The organism is Shinella sp. M31 (genome assembly GCF_049199205.1).
In the GTDB taxonomy this organism is placed as follows: domain Bacteria; phylum Pseudomonadota; class Alphaproteobacteria; order Rhizobiales; family Rhizobiaceae; genus Shinella.
On the sequence record NZ_JBLZPH010000170.1, the window covers coordinates 1 to 19222 of the forward strand.

Below are 19222 nucleotides of genomic sequence, written 5' to 3' on the forward strand. Positions count from 1 at the left end.
ATGCAGCACAGCCCCGGTCTGGTTTGCCTCTTTTCGTTGTCGCACATCCTGCGACGCGATGGCCCGTCATTTGCGACAGGGAAATGCCGTCTTGGATAAGGGCCGCCTTTGGCAACGATCGGTTAACCATCCGTTCAAGGATTGATGATACTCCGCAAGGGGTACAAATCTCTCTTCCGTCCCGCTTCGGGGAGCGCATGGCGTGACTGAATCTCTTGACGAATTGCTGGTGACGGCCATGGAGCGCGTTCGCGCGCACCCGCATCCGGCTTACGTCAAGAGCAGCGAACTGCGCTATCTTGCCGTCAACGATGCCTATGCCCGCCTGTTCGATCATAGCCCGGCGGAGATGATCGGCCTGCGCAGCGACGAGATCGGCGAACTGCCCGGCCATGGCGAGCGGGACGACCCGGAGCGCCGCTGCCTGATCTTCGGAAATCCCGAACGCGCCCGCTTCGTGCACCCCTTCGGCGGCGGCAGTTTCGATATCGCGTTGAAGCGCGAGCGGCTGTCGGCGACGCTCTCCATTCTCGTCGCCCTCTTCACACCCTCGGTCGAGGCACTGGCCTCGTCGGTCCGCGCGGTTGCCAATACGAATGGCAAGCCGCTCGAAGCACCCCGCAGGGGACATTCCGAATGTGATGTCGATCCGGTCCAGAGCGCGCTGGATGCCTTTGGCGCCGGTATCGCGATCTTCGGCGCGGACAATCGGTTGAGCTATGCCAACAGCTGCATGCGGGAATTCTACCGCACGCTGGTCGGCGATCTCGCGGACGGGGCGATTACCCTTGCGAGCCTCACCGAGGCCCTGCACGATTTCGAGGTCGGCCGCACCACGCCGGCCGAGCGGGACCGCTGGGTTGCCGCCCGCCTCGCCAACTACGACCTGCCGCTCTACGAGACGGTCGCCCGGCTGGCCGGCGGATGGATGCGCCTCGTCACGCAGCGCCGCCCGGATGGGCGGTTGGTCGCCTTCCGGCTTGACGTGACGGCGCTGAAGGACAGCGAGGCGCGGCTCGTCCAGCATTCCCAGGAAATCAGCCTCTATCGCGCGCTGCTCGACGAGCTGCCCGTCGCAAGCTTCATGCGCGACGACAACCAGCGCATGATCTTCGCCAACCGGGCCTATGTCGAGCTGACGGGCAAGCAGCCGGAGGAACTGCTCGGCCTCACCACGCTCGACATGTATCCCGAACAGGGCGACGAGTTCCATGCGCAGAACCAGCAGGTGCTCGACACTGGCGAGCTGCTCGAAACCGAGATCGAATATATACGTGCGGACGGTTTCGTCCTGCCGACGATCACACGGCTCCATCGCGTCACGACGCTGGACGACAAGAGCTACCTCATCGGTTCCCTAACGGACACGACAGTCCTCAAAAAACGCGAGGAGCAGCTGATCGAGGCGCAGCGTGAGGCCGAAGCGGCGCGCGCGGACCTTGCGAGCGTCGTGGAATCGCTGCCCGTCGGCATCGTGGTCGTCGACGAGACCGGCACGATCGAGCTGATCAACGGCGCTTTCGCCGGCCTGTGGAACGGTGCGCTGCCGCCGATGAAGGATCGGCCGCTCGGCGACCTCCTGCATTTCCAGCATGTGCAGGGGGCGACATGCGAGGATGGTACGCCTTGCGCCGAGGGGTACGAACACCGCCTCTACGGCATCCGTGCCGGTGAAATGCCGGTACGCGAAGTCTCCTATGCGAACGGCCGCACGCTGATCGAGGCCGGCTGCGCCATTTCCGGCGGCCGGTGCCTGCTCACCTTTATCGACATCACCGAGCGGCGCGAGCGTGAGCGCGAGGTGCTGGAGACGCGCAGCGCCCTTGAAGAGGTCGGCACCCTCATGGAGGATGCCGTCTCCTCGATGGCACAGGGCCTGCTGATCATCGAAGGCGACAGAGTGGTGCTGTCCAACGAGGCGCTGTCCACCATGATCGCCATGCCGGCGCACCTGTTGGAGCCGGGGGCCTCGATGAGGGAGGTGCTGCAAAGCTGCATCGATCGTAAGATCCCCGGCTTCATCGGCGAGGAACCGGTGGATGCGCGGGAATTCGGCGCCATTCTCCTTACAGGCAAGCCGGCATCGCTGACGGTCTTCAGTGGGTACCAGCGTTGGCTGCGCCTCGATGTGACGCCGACGAGCCGCGGCCGCAACGTCATCGTCTTCTCCGACATCACCGACCTCAAGAGCCGCGAAGACGAGCTGCGTCGCCTCGTGTCGCGCGCCGAGACGGCCGACAAGGCGAAGTCGGAATTCCTGGCCAATATGAGCCATGAGATCCGCACACCGATGAACGGCGTGCTCGGCATGGCGGAGTTGCTCGCCAAATCCAATCTCGACACGCGCCAGAAGACCTTCATCGACATCATGGTGAAATCGGGCAATGCGCTGTTGACGATCATCAACGACATCCTCGACTTCTCGAAGATCGATGCCGGCCAGATGACGCTGCGCGACGTCGCGTTCAACCCGGTCGAAGCTATCGAGGACGTCGCGACGCTGCTGTCTGCCAAGGCCGCGGAGAAGGATATCGAGCTTGTCGTTCGCGGTGCCGCTCAGATGCCGGCAGCCGTGATGGGCGATGCGGGCCGCTTCCGGCAGATCGTCACCAACCTCGTCGGCAATGCGGTGAAATTCACCGATCGCGGTCACGTGCTGATCGATCTGGCTTCAACGCCCGGACCCGACGGTGCGGTGGAAATCGAAATCCGCGTCGAGGATACGGGTGCCGGCATCCCGACCGAGAAGATGGTGTCGATCTTCGAAAAATTCTCGCAGGTCGATGCCTCCTCGACGCGCCGCCACGAGGGCACCGGCCTCGGCCTTGCCATCACCGACGGACTGACGCGGCTTTTCGGCGGGACGCTTGTCGCCGAAAGTGCCGTCGGCGCCGGCTCCATCTTCACCGTGCGTCTGCCGATGACGCTCGCCGTCGCGGCGCTGCCGGCCCGCATCATGCCGTCCAAGATGTCGAGCGCCCGCATTCTCGTCGTCGATGCGCATGACCTCTCACGCAAGGCTTCGCACGAACTTTTGCTCGGCTGGGGTTTCGATGCGACGGCGGTGGCCTCGGAAGCCGAGGCGCTGGCCGTGCTCACGGCGGCGGCCGATATGAGCGTGCATGTCGATGCGATCCTTCTCGATTATCAGCCGGATCATTCGCCCGCCTTCGTTCGCACCCTGCGGGAGAATGCGGAAACGGCCGGAAGCGCGCTCGTCGTACTGACCTCGATGAACCTTCCGGCCGACGACAAGCTTCTGTCCTCGCAGCATGTTCAGGCGCATCTGATGAAGCCCGTGCGGGCCGATCTCCTGCGTGAAACGGTGAGCGAGGTCCTGCGCGCGACACGTGGCAGCAGGCCGCAGCCGGTCGCCGCACCTGTGGCCGAAGGCAAGGTTCTGGCGCTCCGCCCGCATGCGGCGGGTACGGCCGAACCGGAGGGCGAAGTTCTCGATGTGCTGGTGGCCGAGGACAATGAAGTGAACCAGATCCTCTTCACCCAGATGCTGATGGCGGCGGGCCTGCGCTTCCGGATCGTCGGCAATGGCGAGGAGGCGGTGGCGCTTTTCCGCGCCAGCCGGCCGGGCATGATCCTGATGGATATTTCCATGCCCGTGATGAACGGCCTGCAGGCGAGCCGGGCGATCCGCGAGATCGAAAGCGGCACGGGCCATCGCGTGCCGATTGTCGCCGTCACCGCCCACGTGCTTGATGGTGATCGCGAAGAGTGCCTCGCCGCCGGCATGGACGATTATCTCGCCAAGCCCATCAGCATCGAGAAGCTGGAGGAGCAGCTCGACCGCTGGCTGAAGCGCGGCAAGATGCAGGCGGCCACCGGCACGCTGCACTGAGCGATCAGGCCGCCGGCTTTTCCCCGCAGAGCATTTCCCGCTTGCCCGCAAAGCCCGGCCGGCGCTCCACCACGAAGCCCGCCGCCGCGAGATTGCGCCGCACGAACCCGGCCGCCGCATAGGTGCCGAACCGGCCGCCGGGAACCGTCAGCCGGAAAACCTCAGCCATCAGCTCCGCCGACCACATGTCGGGATTGCGCGAGGGCGCGAAGCCATCGAGAAACCAGGCGTCGAAGGGTGTCTGTTCCCGGTGAAGGCTTTCCAGCGCCGTGCCGCAGACGACCGTCAAGCGGACGCGCGGTTCCAGTTCGACCTCGACGCGTCCCGCAGGTTCATCAGGCCATTTTTCGGTGAGGCGCGCGCGCTGTGCATCGAGCTCCGGCCAGTGGGCGAGCGCCCGGTCGATATCTGCGCGCGCCATCGGAAAGCGCTCGAAGGAGGTGAAGTGCAGGCTTGCCCCTTCCGGCGCCGTCTCCCGCCACTGCAGCCAGGTTTCGCAAAAATTGAGGCCGGTCCCGAAGCCGAGTTCGGCGATGCGGAACGGTTCTGGTCGCTGCCAGCGGGCAGGCAGGCCGTTGCCGGACAGGAAGACGTGGCCGCATTCCAGCCGGCCGTCGTTGCGGCAATAAAAGTGATCGTCAAAGGCACTGGAATAGGGCATATCGCCCTCGTGCCAGTCGAGGACACCAAGGGTTTCGGGCGCAGTGTAGGGATCGTTTTCAGCCATGCCGAATGCCGATAGTCGCGTGAAGCCCGCCGGTCAACCGGCCGTGGACCTGCTCGTGGCCGGCGGCGGGGTCATGGGCCTCTGGACAGCGCTTTTTGCCGCCCGAAGGGGCCTTTCCGTTCATCTCGTCGATCGCCGGCATATCGGCGCCGGCGCCAGCGGCGGCGTGCTCGGCGCTCTGATGCCGCATCTGCCGGATCGCTGGAATGCCAAGAAGGCGTTTCAATTTGCAGCCTTGGTATCGATCGAAATGGAGATTGCCGCGCTGGAGGTCGAAACCGGCCTTTCCGCCGGCTACCGCCGGTCCGGCCGCCTCATTCCGGTGACGAAACCGCAAAACCGCGATACGGCGATGGGACATGCGCGGGATGCGCAATCCGTCTGGTCGATGGCCGACCGCAGATTCGCCTTCGAGGTGCTGGACGCCGCGCCGATTGCCGGCTGGCCAGGGGCCGAGGCTATGCCGCACGGACTGGTGCACGACCATCTCGCCGCCCGTCTTTCCCCGCGCGGTCTCCTTGCTGTCTTGAAGGCCGCACTCGAACGGCAGGCGAAGGTGACTATTACGCAAGGCGTCGGCCTGTCGGCAATCGAGCCCGCCGCCGGCCTTGCCCGTCTCGATGACGGCACGCTCCTGTCCTTCGGCCATTGCGTGCTCGCCGCCGGTGTCGACACGTTCCCGCTTCTGCAATCCCTGGCCCCGTTCGCCAAACCGGTGGGCATGGGCGTCAAGGGGCAGGCGGCATTGCTTCGGGCCTCCGTCGATCCCGGCCTGCCGGTGATCTTTGCCGATGGTCTCTATATCGTGCCGCATGAAAACGGCGTCGTCGCCATCGGCAGCACGAGCGAAAACACATTTGCGGATGCGCACAGCACGGATGGTCTGCTCTACGCGTTGATCGAAAAGGCGCGGCTGATGGCGCCTGTGCTTGCCGAGGCACCGGTCGTCGAGCGCTGGGCAGGTGTGCGCCCCAAGGCGGTCGGCCGCGAGCCGATGATCGGGAAACATCCGGATCACGGCAATCTCAGCCTGATGACGGGTGGCTTCAAGGTGAGTTTCGGATTGGCGCATGCGCTCGCCCGCGCGGTGCTGAACGAAATCGAGGGCGGCACGCTCGACGTGCCGCCCTCATTCACCGTCCCGGCACACTTCGAGGAAGCCGGTCGGATTTGACTCCACCTTACATCCAGTAGGGCGGAACGCCGTAATAATCGTGGATCAGCTTGCCGTTGCGGCGGTTCCAGTCGTATTCCGCATCACTTTCGTAGTGCGGCGCGGCCTCCACCTGTTCCTTCGTCACATCGACACGATAGCCACCGAGGCCCTCGTCATAGCGCAGCTTGCTCCATGGCAGCGGATAGTGATCGTGGCCAATGCCGAGGAAACCGCCGAAGCTGAGCACGGCATAGGAGACGTGACCGCTGCGCTTGTCGAGGATCAGACGCTCCACTGAACCGATATGCTTGCCGTCGGCGCCATAGACACTCGTCCCCTCGACCTTGTCGCTGGCAATGAGATCCTGAGTTTCACGAATGTTTGCATCCTGCATGACCATAAGTGTTTCTCCTTGCGCATGATGGACAGAAAACGGCGCAAGGCGGTAATGGTTCCTTTTGAAGGGTCGAATGCCCGTTTCAAAACCGACTGTCCCCCTTCCGAAGGTGACCGCATGACTGACAAGATTTATCCGCGCGACCTGATCGGCTACGGCCGCAACCCGCCGCAGGTGCGCTGGCCCGGCGATGCCAACATCGCCGTCCAGTTCGTCATCAACTATGAGGAGGGCGGCGAGAGTTGCATTCTCGACGGCGACCCGAATTCGGAAAACCTTCTGTCGGAAATCGTCGGTGCCGCCGTCTGGCCGGGCCAGCGCAACCTCAACATGGAATCGATCTACGAATATGGCTCGCGCGCCGGTTTCTGGCGCCTGCACCGCCTGTTCACCAGCCGCAACGTTACCACCACCGTTTATGGCGTGACGCTCGCCATGGCGCGCAACCCGGAAGCCGTCGCCGCCATGAAGGAAGCCGGCTGGGAAATCGCCAGCCACGGCTATCGCTGGCTGGAATACAAGGATTTCTCCGAGGAAAAGGAACGCGAGCACATCCGCGAGGCGGTGCGCCTGCACAAGGAGCTGACCGGCTCGCACCCGCTCGGCATGTATCAGGGCAAGCCCTCGGACAACACGCTGCGTCTCGTCATGGAGGAGGGCGGTTTCGTCTATTCCTCCGATTCCTATGCCGACGACCTGCCGTTCTGGGTGCCGGGCCTCGATGGCGAGCCCTTCCTGATCATTCCCTACACGCTCGAAACCAACGACATGCGCTTTGCCACGCCGCAGGGCTTCAACACGGGCGACCAGTTCTTCACCTATCTGAAGGACGCTTTCGACGTGCTCTATCAGGAAGGTGCCGAAGGCAGCCCGAAGATGTTGAATATCGGCCTGCATTGTCGCCTCGTCGGCCGTCCGGGCCGTGCGGCGGCACTTGCCCGCTTCGTCGATTACGTGCTCGGTCACGAGAAGGTCTGGATCCCGCGCCGCATCGACATCGCGCGCCACTGGATCGAGAACCATCATCCGTCTAAGGTGAAGGGCGCATGATCGACCGGGCCGACTTCCTCGACCGCTTCGGCGGCGTCTTCGAACATTCCCCCTTCATCGCCGAGCGGGCGCTGGATGCCAATTCGGTCGCCGAGCCGTTGACGGCCGGCGGTGTGCATGCCGCGCTCACCGAGGTCTTCCGCAAGGCGAGCCGCGAGGAGCAGCTCGGCGTGCTCGTCGCCCACCCGGATCTCGCCGGCAAGCTGGCGATCGCCGGCGGGCTGACGGAGGACAGCCGCAAGGAGCAGGCCGGCGCCGGCCTCGACCGGCTGAACCCGGCCGAACACGCCCGCTTCACCGAACTCAACACCGGCTATGTCGAAAAATTCGGCTTCCCCTTCATCATCGCCGTCAAAGGCCTTGACAAGGACGACATCCTTGCCGCCTTCGAAAAGCGGATCGGCAATACGGCCGAAGAAGAATTCGAAACCGCGAAAAGCCAGGTGGAGCGCATCGCGCTCCTCCGGTTGAATGCTCTGCTCCCCGGAGATTGACGATGCCTGATGACCTACGACCGCCCTTCCTCTCCCCGGGAGGGCTGTCCGATGGCTGAGAAGCTTGAAATACAACCCCTGACGCAAGAGGCCTTTGCGCCCTTCGGCACCGTCATCGAAGCCGATCCTGCTTCGATGCGCTACATCAACGGCGGCACGACCGAGCGCTATCACGCGCTCGCCGAGGCCGAGGCGGTGGGCGAGGATGCCAGGGTCATCATCAACCTCTTCCGCGGGACCCCGCGTGCGTTTCCCTATGTCATCGACATGATGGAGCGCCATCCGTTCGGCAGCCAGAGCTTCTCGCCGCTCGACGACCGGCCCTGGCTGGTGGTGGTGGCGGAAGACGAGGGCGGAAAGCCCGGCAAGCCGAAGGTGTTTCGCGCCGGTGGCCGGCAGGGGGTGAACTATCGCCGCAATGTCTGGCACCATCCGCTGATCGCGGTGGGCGCCGTCAGCGATTTCCTCGTCGTCGACCGTCTGGGAGGCGGCGTCAACCTGGAAGAGTTCTTCCTCGAAGAACCCTTCGTCATAGAAGCACCCTGAGAGGACTTATGAGCAAGACCGGCCGCCTGACCACCCACGTTCTCGACACCGCGCTGGGCAAGCCCGCCGCGGGCCTGAAGATCGATCTCTTCCGGATTGTGAACGAGGAGCGCCAGCGCTTAACGAGCGCCGTCACCAATGACGACGGCCGCGTCGATGCTCCGCTTATGGAAGGTGCCGGCTTTGCGGCCGGCACCTATGAACTGCTGTTCTATGCCGGCGATTACCTGCGCGCCTCCGGTGCCGCCGTCACCGAGCCCGCCTTCCTCGACCGCATCCCGCTGCGTTTCGGCGTCGCCGATCCGTCGAGCCATTATCACGTGCCGCTGCTGCTCTCGGCCTATAGCTACGCGACCTATCGCGGGAGCTAAAGGGTGGCCTTCATCGGCCTGCCCGCCACATAGGTCTCGCGCACTGCGCGGTCGTCGCCCAGCGTCTGGAGCAGGAAGAGTTCGTCCGTCAGCGAGCGCACCACTTCCATCTTCAGCGCCATGGCGGGCGTTGCGGCCGCGTCGAGCACCACGAAGTCGGCATCCGTGCCGGCTTCCAGCGTGCCGATATGATCCGAAAGCGAAAGCGCCTCGGCATTGCCGAGCGTCATGTGATAGAAACTCTCGAACGGGTTCAGCCGCTCGCCGAGCAATTGCTGGATCTTGTAGGCCTCGTCCATCGTTTTCAGCATGGAATAGCTGGTGCCGCCGCCGATATCGGTGGCGACGCCGATGCGCACGGGCTTTTCCCGCCGCGACAGTGCCTTCAACGGAAAGAGGCCGGAGCCGAGGAAGAGGTTGGACGTGGGGCAGTGCACTGCCACCGCACCCGCCTCGCTCATCGCATCCGCCTCGCGCTCCGACAGATGGATGCAGTGGCCGAACAGGCTTTTGCGGCCGAGCAGACCATATTTCGCATAGACATCCGTATAGTCGATGGCATCGGCATAGAGTTCGCTGGTGAAGCGGATCTCGTCGTGATTTTCCGAGAGATGCGTCTGGATGTGCAGGTCGGGGAACTCGCGGGCCAGCGCCGCCGCCATCTCCATCTGCGCCGGCGTCGAGGTGATGGCGAAGCGCGGGGTGATGGCGACGTGGTTGCGGCCCTTGCCATGCCATTCGGCAATGACCGCACGGGTCTCGTCGTAGCCCATCTCGGGCGTATCAAGCAGGCCCTGCGGCGCGTTGCGGTCCATCATCACCTTGCCGCCGATCATGCGCATGCCGCGCTTCAGCGCCTCGGCGAAATAGGCGTCGGCCGAGGTTTTGTGCACCGAGCAATAGGCGACCGCGGTCGTCGTGCCCTGGCGGATCATCTCGTCGTAGAAATGCCGGGAGATGCGGGCGGCGTGTTCGCTTTCGACGAAGCGGCATTCCTCGGGGAAGGTGTAGGTGTTCAGCCATTCGAGCAGGTTGGCGGCATAGGAGCCGATCACCTGCATCTGCGGGAAATGCAGGTGCGTGTCGATCAGGCCCGGCAAGATGAGATGCGGCCGGTGGTCGATCTCCTCCACATCCTCGGATGCTTCCGCACGCACCGTCATATAGGCACCGATGGCAACGATCCTGCCATCCTCGACCACCAGGCCACCATCCTCCTCGTAGCGATAGCTTGCCGTATCGTCGATCGTTTCGGGACGGCGCAGGAAGGAGAGCAGGCGCCCGCGGATAAGGGTTCTGGTCATGGCGGTCCGTGTCCTTTACTGCGGCAAGAATTCGTCCTTCCAGATAGAGCGTGCGGGCGAGGAGGGCAATTGCCGGGTGGAACCGAAGCCCTGTCCGGTGTATTTTGGGCCATGGCTTACGAACTCTATTACTGGACCGGCATTCAGGGGCGCGGTGAATATGTTCGCCTCGCTCTCGAAGCAATTGGCGTGCCCTATCGCGATGTCGCACGCGAGGAAGGTGACGGCGTCATCGCGCGGGTAAGCAAGGAAGCGGCGACGCCTTCCTTCGCGCCACCCTTTCTGAGGGATGGCGACGTGATGGTCGGTCAGGTGGCCGCCATCCTGCTTTATCTTGGCGACAAGCTCGATCTCGCGCCCAAGGAGCCGAGCCAGAGGCTCTGGACGCACCAGATCCAACTCACCATCGCCGACTTCATTCTCGAAGGCCACGACGTGCACCACCCGATCGGCGCCGGTGAATATTACGAGAACCAGAAACCGGAATCCCTGCGCCGCGCCCGCGAATTCCGCGAGGAGCGCGTCCCAAAGTTCCTCGACTGGTTCGAAGGCATTCTCGCCCGCAACCCGGAAGGCCCGGCCCATCTGGTGGGCAGCCGGCTGAGCTATGCCGACCTGTCGCTGTTTCAGGCCATGGACGGCCTGACCTATGCCTTTCCGAAGCTGATGGCGGGTGTCGAGCAGCGTTATCCCTATATCACGGAGCTTTGCCGCTCCGTCTCGCAACACCCGAAGATTGCCGCCTATCTCGCAAGCGACCGCCGCCTACCGAGCAACGAAAGTGATCTGTTTCGTCATTATCCCGAACTGGATGGCCGGCCGTAGAGCCTTCTGCGGGCTGCTCAGGAAATCGCGACGATCTCCAGTTCCTGCCCATTCAGCGTCACGAGGTCGCCGACGCCCTTGCCGAGCAGCAGGCGTGCGACGGGCGAGACATAGGAGATCGTGCCGGCCTTGGGATCGGCCTCGTCCTCGCCGACGATGCGGTAGGTCTGGACGCGGCCGTCGTCGCGGCTGAATTTCACCGTGTTGCCGAAGGCGACGGTTTCGGACGAGGACGGGTCGGCCATGACCTGTGCGGTGCGCAGCCGCTCGACGAGATAGCGGATGTCGCGTGAGGGGCCGGCGAGCTGGCGGCGTTTTTCGTTGATGTCCTCGATCGCATTGGCTGCCTCGAAGGCCGCGCGCGCCTCCGCAAGCTGCGTCTCGAGCGCCTTCAGGCCCGTTTCGGTGACGAGGTTCGGGTGAGGCGAAATCGGCCGTTCAGGCAGCAGGGTTTCCGCTGCGGTTTCGGCACTCTCTTCCTTCATGAAGGCGACGCTCACAATCAAGACTCCCTGTTGCTTCCCGGCACTTTACGCCCGCTGCGGCATCGTCGCCAGAATCCAATCGCGAAACGCGCGGATTTTCAAAATGTTGCGCCGGTTTTCCGGATAAGCGAGCCAATAATCGCGCCCGTCGTTACAGGTGAGTTCGAAAGGCTGGTAGAGCAGGCCGGCGGCAATCTCCATGCGGAAATGACCGGGATTGAGGATCGCCACCCCCTGGCCGGCCATCGCGACCTGCGCGTCGATGGTCTGGACGCCGAGTTCGTTGGGCGGATAGCGCTCGAGCCCGGGATTGTCGATGCCGGCGGCGGAAAACCAAGTGCGCCACCAGATATCCGGCGGGCTGATGATCGGCAGCTTCAGGAGATCGGCCGGCTCGTGCACGCCGCCGATCGTCTCCGCCAAAGCCGGGTTGAGCAGCGGCGCGAAATCCATGCTCATGATGTGGTGGCACTCCAGTCCCGGCCAGTCGCCCTTGCCCCAGCGGATCGAGATATCGGCTTCCTCCCGCGAGAAATCGATCAGATCCTGCGAGGTGGAGAGCCGGACGGCGATGTTCGGATGCTTGAGCTGGAAATCACCGAGCGTGCGGCTCAGCCATTGCGTGGCGAAGGTCGGCGTCGAGTGGATGTGCAGCTTGTCTTCCGTCGCGCCCTTTAGATCGGCCACGGCCTCGGCGAGTTTTGCCAGGCCTTCGCCCACCTTCGGCGCCAGACGCTCGCCGGCCTCGCTCAACAGCACCTGGCGCGGCTGGCGCAGGAACAGGGTTTCGCCGAGCGTCTCTTCAAGGAGCTTGATCTGGTAGCTGACGGCCGTCTGCGTCATGCCGAGTTCGTCACCGGCGCGGGTGAAACTCGCGTGCCTGGCGGCCGCCTCGAAGACCCGAAGCGCGTTCAGCGGAAAGTTGCGCGACATCTTCATGGCCAAGTTCTCTTCATGCATGCAGACGAAGGTTCGATTGGAATTCCATCCTCAGCGGGCGCATTCTGCACGCAATGGATGGAATTCACGAGGTTTTACCATGACATGCACTATCGAAACAATGCCGGTAAGGCAAAAGCGGAGGCCGCTTGCCGACCTTTGGCATAAGCTCTCTCTCGCCTTTATCGTCCGCAAGCGTAACCGCATGCCGCGCCTGCACCCGGACGAACTGTCCGATCATCTGAAGCGGGATCTCGGTTTTCTGGATGGCCGAGGTTAGCCGTTGCTGCGGCGCCATTCGGCGAAGGCGAGCAGCACTTCGGAGGCGGTCATCGCGGCGATGACCTCGGGGCGTTTGTCGTCCACCGCACTGCCGCCGATCGGCAGAACCAGCCGGTCGGCCGCGCTGCGCGGCACCCCCTGTTCGTCGAGATGATGCAGGAATGTGCCGCGCTTCGACTGCGAGCCGACCATGCCGATATAGGCGAGGTCGGTCCGTTGAAGTGCCTGGCTGCCGATGCGGAAATCGAGCGCATGGTCGTGGGTCACGATGACGACGGCGGAGCCGGCGGGAATATCGGCGACCAACGCTTCCGGCAGGGCGGCGAAGCGGTGATGCACCTCCGACGTCAGCTGGTCGAGCGCCGTTTCGCGCGCCTCCACCACGAAGACCTTGATCGGCAGCATGGTCAGCGCGTCGGCGAGCGCCCGGCCGACATGGCCGGCGCCGAAAATCCAGACCTGCGGCTTTAACCGCTCGTCTTCCGCAAGGCGCCGGTCGAGCGCGCGGCGGGCCTCCTCGTCGGCGAATGTGAAGCGCAGGGCGACGCGGCCGCCGCAACAGTCGCCGTCTTCCGGGCCGAGCGGAATATCGAGTGTCGCCTCGCCACCGCTATCCGCCAGCAGCTTGCGCGCATTCTCGATGGCCGCATATTCCAGCTGTCCGCCACCGATCGTGCCATGGATCTCCGTCGGCGCGACCAGCATGAAGGTGCCCTCATCGCGCGGTGCCGAGCCCTTGGTAGCGGTGATATCGACGATGACGACGCGATATTCGCGGGCGAGAAAGCCCGCGAGACTGTCCTGCAGAAAGTTCATTTCGTCCTTCTTCGCGCATGAAGCCGGATCGGGCTGAGCGCGCACCTATTTTATTGGGCGGTCCAGCCGCCATCGACGGAGATATGGGTGCCGTTGATCGATTTTGCCGCATCAGACGCGAGGAAAAGCGCGATGGCCGCCACTTCGTCGGTGCCGACGAATTCCTTGGTCGGCTGGAATTTCAGCATGACATCGGACTTCACCTGCGCCTCGCTGATGCCGCGCGCCTTGGCCGTGTCGGGGATCTGCTTTTCGACCAACGGCGTCAGCACATAGCCGGGGCAGATCGTGTTGGCGGTGATGCGGTTTTCGGCCACTTCGAGCGCAACGGTCTTCGTCAGCCCCATGACGCCGTGTTTCGCCGCCACATAGGCCGCCTTGAACGGCGAGGCGACGAGGCCGTGGGCGGAGGCGATATTGATGATGCGGCCCCAGCCCTTGCGCTTCATATGCGGGACGGCATTGCGGATGGTGTGGAACGAGGAGGAGAGATTGATCGCGATGATCTGGTCCCACTTTTCCGGCGGAAAATTCTCGATCTTCTCGACATGCTGGATGCCGGCATTGTTGACGAGGATATCGACGCCGTCGAATTCCTCCACGGCGGTCTGGATCAGGTGGGAGATTTCGTGCGGCTTCGTCATGTCGGCGGGGTGGTAGAGCACGCGGCCGTTGCCGAGACCGTCGAGCCTGGCCCTGATCGCCTCAATCTCATCGGCATTGCCGAAGCCGTTGATGATGACGTTTGCGCCGGTTTCCGAAAAAGCCTCGGCAATGGCGAGGCCGATGCCGCTGGTGGAGCCGGTGACGACGACACTTTTCATGCTTGTACTCTCCAGGTCATGCTGCCCAGGTGATGTGGGTTGCGATAGCCTACGCCGAAAACTCAAGCGATGACAATTGTGTTTTCCGCACGCTACAGTCCCGCTGGAAGCGAAGCGGGACTTGCGTTTTATTTTCCTTTGACATTCGTTTTAGTCTCGTATTGAAGATTCCGAATGGCCTGGGAGAGGCTTTCCAAGGGGAGGACTGCATGAGCGGATATGTTCTCGCGATCGATCAGGGCACGACGTCGAGCCGGGCGATCGTTTTCGACGGCAAACAGAAGGTCGTCGGTTCCGGCCAGAAGGAATTCACGCAGATCTTTCCGCAGTCCGGCTGGGTCGAGCATGATCCGGAAGAGATTTGGGAGAGCGTGCTCTGGTCCGTCAAGGCGGCGCTGAAGAAAGCCGACGTCAAGGCCTCCGACATTTCCGCCATCGGCATCACCAACCAGCGCGAGACGGTTGTCGTCTGGGAACGCGAGAGCGGCAAGCCGATCCATAACGCTATCGTCTGGCAGGACCGCCGCACCGCCTCCTATTGCGACAAGCTGAAGAAGCAGGACCTCGAAAAGACCTTCACCAAGAAGACCGGCCTGCTGCTCGACCCCTATTTCTCCGGCACGAAACTCTCCTGGATGCTCTCCAACGTGAAGGGCGCGCGGGCGCGGGGCGCCAAGGGCGATCTCTGCTTCGGCACGATCGACACGTTCCTAATCTGGCGCCTCACCGGCGGCAAATCGCATGTGACGGATGCCACCAATGCCAGCCGCACGCTGATGTACAACATCGCGGCAAATGACTGGGACAACGAACTCCTGGACATCCTACGCGTGCCGAAGGCCATGCTGCCGAAGGTTCTGGATTGTGCCGCCGATTTCGGCATCACGGAAAAGAGCTTGTTCGGCGCGGAAATCCCGATCCTCGGCGTGGCCGGCGACCAGCAGGCGGCGACCATCGGCCAGGCCTGCTTCGAACCGGGCATGATGAAATCCACCTATGGGACCGGCTGCTTTGCGCTGCTCAACACCGGCGCCGACATGGTGCGCTCGAAGAACCGCCTCCTCACCACCATTGCCTACCGGCTCGACGGCGAGACGACCTATGCGCTGGAAGGCTCGATCTTCATCGCCGGCGCTGCCGTGCAATGGCTGCGCGACGGGCTGAAGGTCATCAAGGCCGCGCCCGATACGGGTGATCTCGCGGCACAAGCCGATCCGACGCAGAACGTCTATCTCGTACCGGCCTTCACAGGTCTCGGTGCGCCGCACTGGGACCCGGAAGCACGCGCCGCCATCTATGGCATGACGCGCAATACGGGGCCGGCGGAATTCGCCCGCGCGGCGCTGGAGGCCGTCTGCTACCAGACGCGCGACCTGCTCGACGCCATGCACAAGGACTGGAAGGCCGACGGCAAGGAAACCGTGCTGCGCGTCGACGGCGGCATGGTCGCCTCCGACTGGACCATGCAGCGCCTCTCCGACATCCTCGACGCGCCCGTCGACCGCCCGACCATTCTAGAGACGACCGCGCTCGGCGCCGCCTGGCTTGCCGGCCAGCGCGCCCGCGTCTGGCCGGATCGCAAGGGTTTTGCGAAATCCTGGGCTCGCGATACGCGCTTTGAACCGGAGATGGACGAGAAGACCCGCTCGGTGAAGATCAAGGGTTGGAAGGATGCGGTGCGCCGCACCTTGAGCGCGGGGTAACGTTCCGTTCCCTCTTCATGGCGGCGCAGGCGGATGCTATGCGTCGCCCATGCATCCATCCCCGACCATCGTCCCCGGCCGATCCTGCGGCACCTGCACGCTCTGTTGCCGGTTGCCGGACATAGACCTGTTCGACAAGCCGGCCAATGTCTGGTGCCGGCATTGCATCGAGGGCAAAGGCTGCTCGATCTATGTGGACCGGCCCTCGGTCTGCCGGGATTTTCTCTGTCTATGGATGACCGATGAGGCGCTCGGGGAGGCCTGGGAGCCAGCCCGCTCGCATATGATGATCTACCGGCAGGGGCCGCAGATTACGGTTCTTGTCGATCCCGACCATCCCGATATCTGGCGGCGCGAGCCGTATCATGCGCAATTGCGGGCCTGGGCGGATGCGCCCAACGGCGGCTACGTCATCGTGTTCTGGCGGGACGACGTGTTCAAGATCTGATCCGGCCGGATCTTCTGTCAAAAATCGAAAATAATCCGGTGCGCCCTGTCGGCTGAGACGCTACTCCTACGTCTTTCAGTCAACGGGAGTTCACCATGCTGTATGCCGTTCTTTGTTACGATTCCGAAAGCGAAGTCTCCGCCTGGTCGAAGGAGCTGGACGACAAGGTCATGGCCGATCTCGGCGCCGTCAACCAGCGTTACGCCGAGGCCGGCAAGCTTGGTCCCGTCGCCCGGCTGATGCCGACGACGGCGGCCGTCACGGTGCGCAAGGGGGCGACGGACGACATCATCATGGATGGCCCCTTCGCGGAAACCAAGGAGCAGTTTCTCGGCTTCTTCGTTTTGGAGGCGGCGACGCTGGAGGAGGCGATCACCTTCGCGCGCGAGCTTTCCGCCGCCAATCCGGCCAACGGCACCTATGAAATCCGGCCGTTGCAGTTCTTCAATCCGGGAGTGCCCATAACATGACAGACCTTGCCTGGATCGATCTGGCGCTGACATCGGCACGGCCGCAGGCCATGGGGGCGCTGTTGCGCTACTTCCGCAACCTCGACCTGGCGGAGGAGGCCTTTCAGGAGGCCTGCCTTCGCGCGCTGAAGACCTGGCCCGAAAAGGGCCCACCACGCGATCCGGCAGCCTGGCTCATCTTCGTCGGCCGCAACAGCGGCATCGACCAGGTGAGGAAACGCGCCAAACACCAGCCGCTTCCGCCCGAAGAGGTTCTGTCCGATCTGGAGGACACGGAAAGCGATCTCGCCGACCGGCTGGACGGTGCGCATTACCGCGACGACATCCTGCGCCTGCTCTTCGTCTGCTGCCACCCCGACCTGCCGGCGACCCAGCAGATCGCGCTGGCGCTGCGCATCGTCTCCGGCCTTTCGGTCAAGCAGATCGCCCGCGCCTTCCTCGTGTCCGAAGCGGCGATGGAGCAGCGCATCACGCGCGCCAAGACGAAGGTGGCCGCCGCCGGCATTCCCTTCGAGACGCCTGATGCCGTGGCGCGCGCCGAACGGCTGGGGCTCGTCGCGGCGATGATTTATCTCGTCTTCAACGAGGGCTATTCGGCCGGCGTGCCGGAGCGTGCCGATACGCCGTTCTGCGCGGAGGCGATCCGGCTGGCGCGACTTCTCTTGAAACTGTTCCCGTCCGAGCCCGAGATCATGGGGCTGACGGCGCTGCTGCTCCTCCAGCATTCGCGGCTCGACGCCCGTTTCGATGCGGACGGCCAGATCGTGCTTCTGGAGGATCAGGATCGGTCGCTGTGGGACCGTGCGCTGATCGACGAGGCGCTGGTGCTGATCGACAAGGCGATCCGCCACCGCGCGCCCGGTGCGTTCCAAATCCAGGCGGCGATTGCCGCCCTGCACGCCCGCGCTGCGACGGCGGCCGAGACGGACTGGCTGCAGATCGATCTGCTCTACCAGACGCTGGAGCGCCTGCAGCCGTCGCCGGTGGTGCGGCTCAACCGCGCCGTCGCGGTGTCGAAGCGGGAAGGGCCGGAGGCGGCGCTGGCGCTGGTCGAGCCGCTTTCGGAAAAGCTCTCCGGCTATTTCTATTTTCACGGCCTGCGCGGCGGCCTGCTCAAACAGCTCGGCCGCTACCGCGAGGCGTACGAGGCCTTCGACCGCGCCATTGCGCTTGCCACCACGCCCGCCGAGGCTGCCCATATCCGCCAGCATCTCGATTGCGTGCAGCGGGAAATGGCGACGGCTGAAAAATAATCCGTGTTCGATGTCGGATCGTTCCTCCGTCATGCGTCCTTGATACAACCGACCAAACACACCCAACGAGGAGGACACCATGAACGTCAACGCCGACATCAAACCTGCCAACAACCGCGAACTCGTGCTGACCCGCGTGCTGAACGCCACGCCCGCCCAGCTCTTCAAGGCCTGGACGACGCCGGACATTCTGAAGGAGTGGTTCATGCCCAGGCCCTATGAGCTGGCGCTTGTCGACATGGAGCCGCACGACGGCGGCAAGTTCCGCACCGTCATGACCGGCCCGGATGGTTTCCACATGGATTCGACCGGTATCTTCCTGAAAGTCGAGAAGGACAGGCGCATCATCACGACCGATGCCTTCGGCCCGGATTGGAAGCCGACCGAAAAGGCCTTTTTCAGTGCCGAAATCCTGTTCGACGATCTTGGCAACGGCCAGACGCGCTACACCGCCATCGCCCGCCACTGGACCGTGGAGGATTGCGAAACGCATGAGAAGATGGGCTTCCACGAGGGCTGGGGACAGGTGGCGACGCAGTTGGAAGAGGTGGCTTCGAAGCTTTGATCCGTTGCGAGGCGGGTGCCGTGGCATCCGCACGTTGGCGATGGTCCAGCAAATATGGTATGAAGAATTCATACTGTTTATGACGAGGTCAAATGATGCCCGCTGAAAAACGAACATTCAGTCTGCCGCAGGAACAATCCGCCTATATCGACGCGCTGGTCGCAAGTGGTGCATTTGCTAGCGGCAGCGAAGTGGTTCGCGCCGGGCTGCGAGCACTTCGCGAACGGGATCAGGCTGTCGAACGATGGCTGGAACAGGATGTTGTACCCGTTGTGCTGGCGACGCAGGCGGATCCGCAGCGTGCCCTTCCGTTGAAGGACGTCTTCGATGAGATACGCCGACATCATCAAGCCTAGCGCGGGACTTAAGACGTGCGCTACCAGATCCGCTTTGCGCCCGAGGCGCGGGACGATCTCTTGAAGCTCTACGATTTTATCGCCGCGCAATCCGGCGCTGCGCGGGCCATAGTTTATATCGAGCGCATCGAGGCGTTTTGCCTCGGCTTCGCACGTTTCCCGCAAAGGGGCGTTGCGCGTAACGACATTCTGCCGGGCTTGCGCTTAGTGGGGTTTGAAAAGCGCATAACGCTTGCCTTTCACATCGCCGCCGACACCGTGGTTTTCGATCGCATCCTATATGGCGGGCGGCAATTTTCATCGGAAGAGGACGTGTCGGAGTAAACACACTGTTTCCCGATCCGCCCTTTCAACCGGC

Annotated in this window: 22 protein-coding genes; 15 read left to right on the forward strand and 7 right to left on the reverse strand. The window is 63.4% G+C overall.

The genetic code is table 11. From position 1 onward, the window contains the following. Positions 1-202: 202 nt before the first annotated feature. Positions 203-3853 carry a response regulator gene (locus tag ACOZKU_RS26370; protein WP_421581397.1) on the forward strand — a complete coding sequence of 1217 codons (3651 nt, stop codon included), beginning with the start codon at positions 203-205 and terminating at the stop codon, positions 3851-3853. A gap of 4 nt (positions 3854-3857) precedes the next feature. On the opposite strand, the gene mnmD is transcribed toward ACOZKU_RS26370, so the two are convergent. Then, complete coding sequence (mnmD, locus tag ACOZKU_RS26375; RefSeq protein ID WP_421581398.1) at positions 3858-4580, reverse strand: tRNA (5-methylaminomethyl-2-thiouridine)(34)-methyltransferase MnmD; 723 nt, start codon at positions 4578-4580, stop codon at positions 3858-3860. Here mnmD and ACOZKU_RS26380 point away from each other — a divergent pair. Continuing rightward, a complete protein-coding gene (locus ACOZKU_RS26380) occupies positions 4579-5754 on the forward strand; it encodes an NAD(P)/FAD-dependent oxidoreductase (RefSeq protein WP_421581399.1) in 1176 nt (391 codons plus the stop codon). The genes mnmD and ACOZKU_RS26380 overlap by 2 nt on opposite strands. 7 nt (positions 5755-5761) lie before the next feature. On the opposite strand, the gene ACOZKU_RS26385 is transcribed toward ACOZKU_RS26380, so the two are convergent. Next, the gene (locus ACOZKU_RS26385; RefSeq protein ID WP_117367098.1) at positions 5762-6130 is read right to left on the reverse strand and encodes a PRC-barrel domain-containing protein; all 369 of its coding nucleotides are present in this window, start codon (positions 6128-6130) and stop codon (positions 5762-5764) included. 120 nt (positions 6131-6250) lie between these two features. Between ACOZKU_RS26385 and puuE the strand changes: the two genes are divergently transcribed. From puuE to uraH, 4 genes are read left to right on the forward strand one after another with little or no spacing between them, the layout of a single operon-like run. Beyond that, the gene (gene puuE, locus ACOZKU_RS26390; RefSeq protein ID WP_314085608.1) at positions 6251-7183 is read left to right on the forward strand and encodes an allantoinase PuuE; all 933 of its coding nucleotides are present in this window, start codon (positions 6251-6253) and stop codon (positions 7181-7183) included. Then, positions 7180-7677 carry a 2-oxo-4-hydroxy-4-carboxy-5-ureidoimidazoline decarboxylase gene (gene uraD / locus ACOZKU_RS26395; protein WP_421581400.1) on the forward strand — a complete coding sequence of 166 codons (498 nt, stop codon included), beginning with the start codon at positions 7180-7182 and terminating at the stop codon, positions 7675-7677. Before puuE ends, uraD begins: the two co-directional genes overlap by 4 nt. A gap of 51 nt (positions 7678-7728) precedes the next feature. Next, a complete protein-coding gene (locus ACOZKU_RS26400) occupies positions 7729-8223 on the forward strand; it encodes an ureidoglycolate lyase (protein WP_421581401.1) in 495 nt (164 codons plus the stop codon). 8 nt (positions 8224-8231) lie between these two features. Continuing rightward, a complete protein-coding gene (gene uraH, locus ACOZKU_RS26405; RefSeq protein WP_421581402.1) occupies positions 8232-8594 on the forward strand; it encodes a hydroxyisourate hydrolase in 363 nt (120 codons plus the stop codon). Here the strand turns inward: uraH and guaD are convergent. Then, on the reverse strand, positions 8591-9898 hold the full coding sequence (guaD, locus tag ACOZKU_RS26410) for a guanine deaminase (protein ID WP_421581403.1): 1308 nt from the start codon (positions 9896-9898) through the stop codon (positions 8591-8593). The two genes, uraH and guaD, sit on opposite strands and share 4 nt — an antisense overlap. Positions 9899-10009: 111 nt before the next feature. Between guaD and ACOZKU_RS26415 the strand changes: the two genes are divergently transcribed. Further along, positions 10010-10723 (forward strand): glutathione S-transferase, encoded by a 714-nt coding sequence (locus ACOZKU_RS26415; protein ID WP_421581404.1) that lies wholly within the window; start codon positions 10010-10012, stop codon positions 10721-10723. 17 nt (positions 10724-10740) lie between these two features. On the opposite strand, the gene greA is transcribed toward ACOZKU_RS26415, so the two are convergent. Both greA and ACOZKU_RS26425 read right to left on the reverse strand, forming a co-directional pair. Beyond that, positions 10741-11223: a transcription elongation factor GreA gene (greA, locus tag ACOZKU_RS26420; protein ID WP_421581405.1), complete on the reverse strand. Its 483-nt coding sequence runs from the start codon at positions 11221-11223 to the stop codon at positions 10741-10743. Between the two features lie 30 nt (positions 11224-11253). Beyond that, positions 11254-12147, reverse strand: coding sequence for a LysR substrate-binding domain-containing protein (locus tag ACOZKU_RS26425; protein WP_314085592.1), 894 nt, complete (start codon positions 12145-12147; stop codon positions 11254-11256). Here ACOZKU_RS26425 and ACOZKU_RS26430 point away from each other — a divergent pair. Then, positions 12146-12427 (forward strand): hypothetical protein, encoded by a 282-nt coding sequence (locus tag ACOZKU_RS26430; protein ID WP_421581406.1) that lies wholly within the window; start codon positions 12146-12148, stop codon positions 12425-12427. The two genes, ACOZKU_RS26425 and ACOZKU_RS26430, sit on opposite strands and share 2 nt — an antisense overlap. Here ACOZKU_RS26430 and xdhC read toward each other — a convergent pair. Then, complete coding sequence (xdhC, locus tag ACOZKU_RS26435) at positions 12424-13245, reverse strand: xanthine dehydrogenase accessory protein XdhC (protein WP_421581407.1); 822 nt, start codon at positions 13243-13245, stop codon at positions 12424-12426. The two genes, ACOZKU_RS26430 and xdhC, sit on opposite strands and share 4 nt — an antisense overlap. A 50-nt stretch (positions 13246-13295) precedes the next feature. Next, complete coding sequence (locus tag ACOZKU_RS26440; RefSeq protein ID WP_421581408.1) at positions 13296-14069, reverse strand: 3-hydroxybutyrate dehydrogenase; 774 nt, start codon at positions 14067-14069, stop codon at positions 13296-13298. A gap of 209 nt (positions 14070-14278) precedes the next feature. Between ACOZKU_RS26440 and glpK the strand changes: the two genes are divergently transcribed. From glpK to ACOZKU_RS26475, 7 genes are all read left to right on the forward strand, one after another. Beyond that, complete coding sequence (gene glpK / locus ACOZKU_RS26445; RefSeq protein WP_421581409.1) at positions 14279-15772, forward strand: glycerol kinase GlpK; 1494 nt, start codon at positions 14279-14281, stop codon at positions 15770-15772. A 49-nt stretch (positions 15773-15821) separates the two neighbouring features. Next, on the forward strand, positions 15822-16220 hold the full coding sequence (locus ACOZKU_RS26450; RefSeq protein ID WP_421581410.1) for a hypothetical protein: 399 nt from the start codon (positions 15822-15824) through the stop codon (positions 16218-16220). 95 nt (positions 16221-16315) lie between these two features. Next, a complete protein-coding gene (locus tag ACOZKU_RS26455) occupies positions 16316-16690 on the forward strand; it encodes a YciI family protein (protein WP_421581411.1) in 375 nt (124 codons plus the stop codon). Further along, positions 16687-17943, forward strand: a complete 1257-nt coding sequence (locus ACOZKU_RS26460; protein ID WP_421581412.1) for an RNA polymerase sigma factor — start codon at positions 16687-16689, stop codon at positions 17941-17943. The genes ACOZKU_RS26455 and ACOZKU_RS26460 overlap by 4 nt, the downstream gene beginning before the upstream one ends. Positions 17944-18022: 79 nt before the next feature. Beyond that, positions 18023-18508, forward strand: coding sequence for an SRPBCC family protein (locus ACOZKU_RS26465; RefSeq protein ID WP_421581413.1), 486 nt, complete (start codon positions 18023-18025; stop codon positions 18506-18508). 92 nt (positions 18509-18600) lie between these two features. Next, positions 18601-18864 carry a ribbon-helix-helix domain-containing protein gene (locus ACOZKU_RS26470; protein WP_421581414.1) on the forward strand — a complete coding sequence of 88 codons (264 nt, stop codon included), beginning with the start codon at positions 18601-18603 and terminating at the stop codon, positions 18862-18864. Between the two features lie 15 nt (positions 18865-18879). Beyond that, on the forward strand, positions 18880-19188 hold the full coding sequence (locus tag ACOZKU_RS26475) for a type II toxin-antitoxin system RelE/ParE family toxin (protein ID WP_421581415.1): 309 nt from the start codon (positions 18880-18882) through the stop codon (positions 19186-19188). Positions 19189-19222 lie beyond the last annotated feature (34 nt).

Bases quoted from the DNA above. Each gene is read 5' to 3' on its own strand.
- guaD (WP_421581403.1), bottom strand. From the start codon at position 9,898: ATGACCAGAACCCTTATCCGCGGGCGCCTGCTCTCCTTCCTGCGCCGT.
- ACOZKU_RS26400 (WP_421581401.1), top strand. From the start codon at position 7,729: ATGGCTGAGAAGCTTGAAATACAACCCCTGACGCAAGAGGCCTTTGCG.
- ACOZKU_RS26415 (WP_421581404.1), top strand. From the start codon at position 10,010: ATGGCTTACGAACTCTATTACTGGACCGGCATTCAGGGGCGCGGTGAA.
- xdhC (WP_421581407.1), bottom strand. From the start codon at position 13,245: ATGAACTTTCTGCAGGACAGTCTCGCGGGCTTTCTCGCCCGCGAATAT.
- ACOZKU_RS26450 (WP_421581410.1), top strand. From the start codon at position 15,822: ATGCATCCATCCCCGACCATCGTCCCCGGCCGATCCTGCGGCACCTGC.
- glpK (WP_421581409.1), top strand. From the start codon at position 14,279: ATGAGCGGATATGTTCTCGCGATCGATCAGGGCACGACGTCGAGCCGG.
- ACOZKU_RS26385 (WP_117367098.1), bottom strand. From the start codon at position 6,130: ATGCAGGATGCAAACATTCGTGAAACTCAGGATCTCATTGCCAGCGAC.
- ACOZKU_RS26440 (WP_421581408.1), bottom strand. From the start codon at position 14,069: ATGAAAAGTGTCGTCGTCACCGGCTCCACCAGCGGCATCGGCCTCGCC.
- ACOZKU_RS26460 (WP_421581412.1), top strand. From the start codon at position 16,687: ATGACAGACCTTGCCTGGATCGATCTGGCGCTGACATCGGCACGGCCG.
- ACOZKU_RS26455 (WP_421581411.1), top strand. From the start codon at position 16,316: ATGCTGTATGCCGTTCTTTGTTACGATTCCGAAAGCGAAGTCTCCGCC.
- uraH (WP_421581402.1), top strand. From the start codon at position 8,232: ATGAGCAAGACCGGCCGCCTGACCACCCACGTTCTCGACACCGCGCTG.
- ACOZKU_RS26470 (WP_421581414.1), top strand. From the start codon at position 18,601: ATGATGCCCGCTGAAAAACGAACATTCAGTCTGCCGCAGGAACAATCC.
- ACOZKU_RS26380 (WP_421581399.1), top strand. From the start codon at position 4,579: ATGCCGAATGCCGATAGTCGCGTGAAGCCCGCCGGTCAACCGGCCGTG.
- mnmD (WP_421581398.1), bottom strand. From the start codon at position 4,580: ATGGCTGAAAACGATCCCTACACTGCGCCCGAAACCCTTGGTGTCCTC.
- ACOZKU_RS26425 (WP_314085592.1), bottom strand. From the start codon at position 12,147: ATGAAGATGTCGCGCAACTTTCCGCTGAACGCGCTTCGGGTCTTCGAG.
- puuE (WP_314085608.1), top strand. From the start codon at position 6,251: ATGACTGACAAGATTTATCCGCGCGACCTGATCGGCTACGGCCGCAAC.
- ACOZKU_RS26430 (WP_421581406.1), top strand. From the start codon at position 12,146: ATGGCCAAGTTCTCTTCATGCATGCAGACGAAGGTTCGATTGGAATTC.
- uraD (WP_421581400.1), top strand. From the start codon at position 7,180: ATGATCGACCGGGCCGACTTCCTCGACCGCTTCGGCGGCGTCTTCGAA.
- ACOZKU_RS26465 (WP_421581413.1), top strand. From the start codon at position 18,023: ATGAACGTCAACGCCGACATCAAACCTGCCAACAACCGCGAACTCGTG.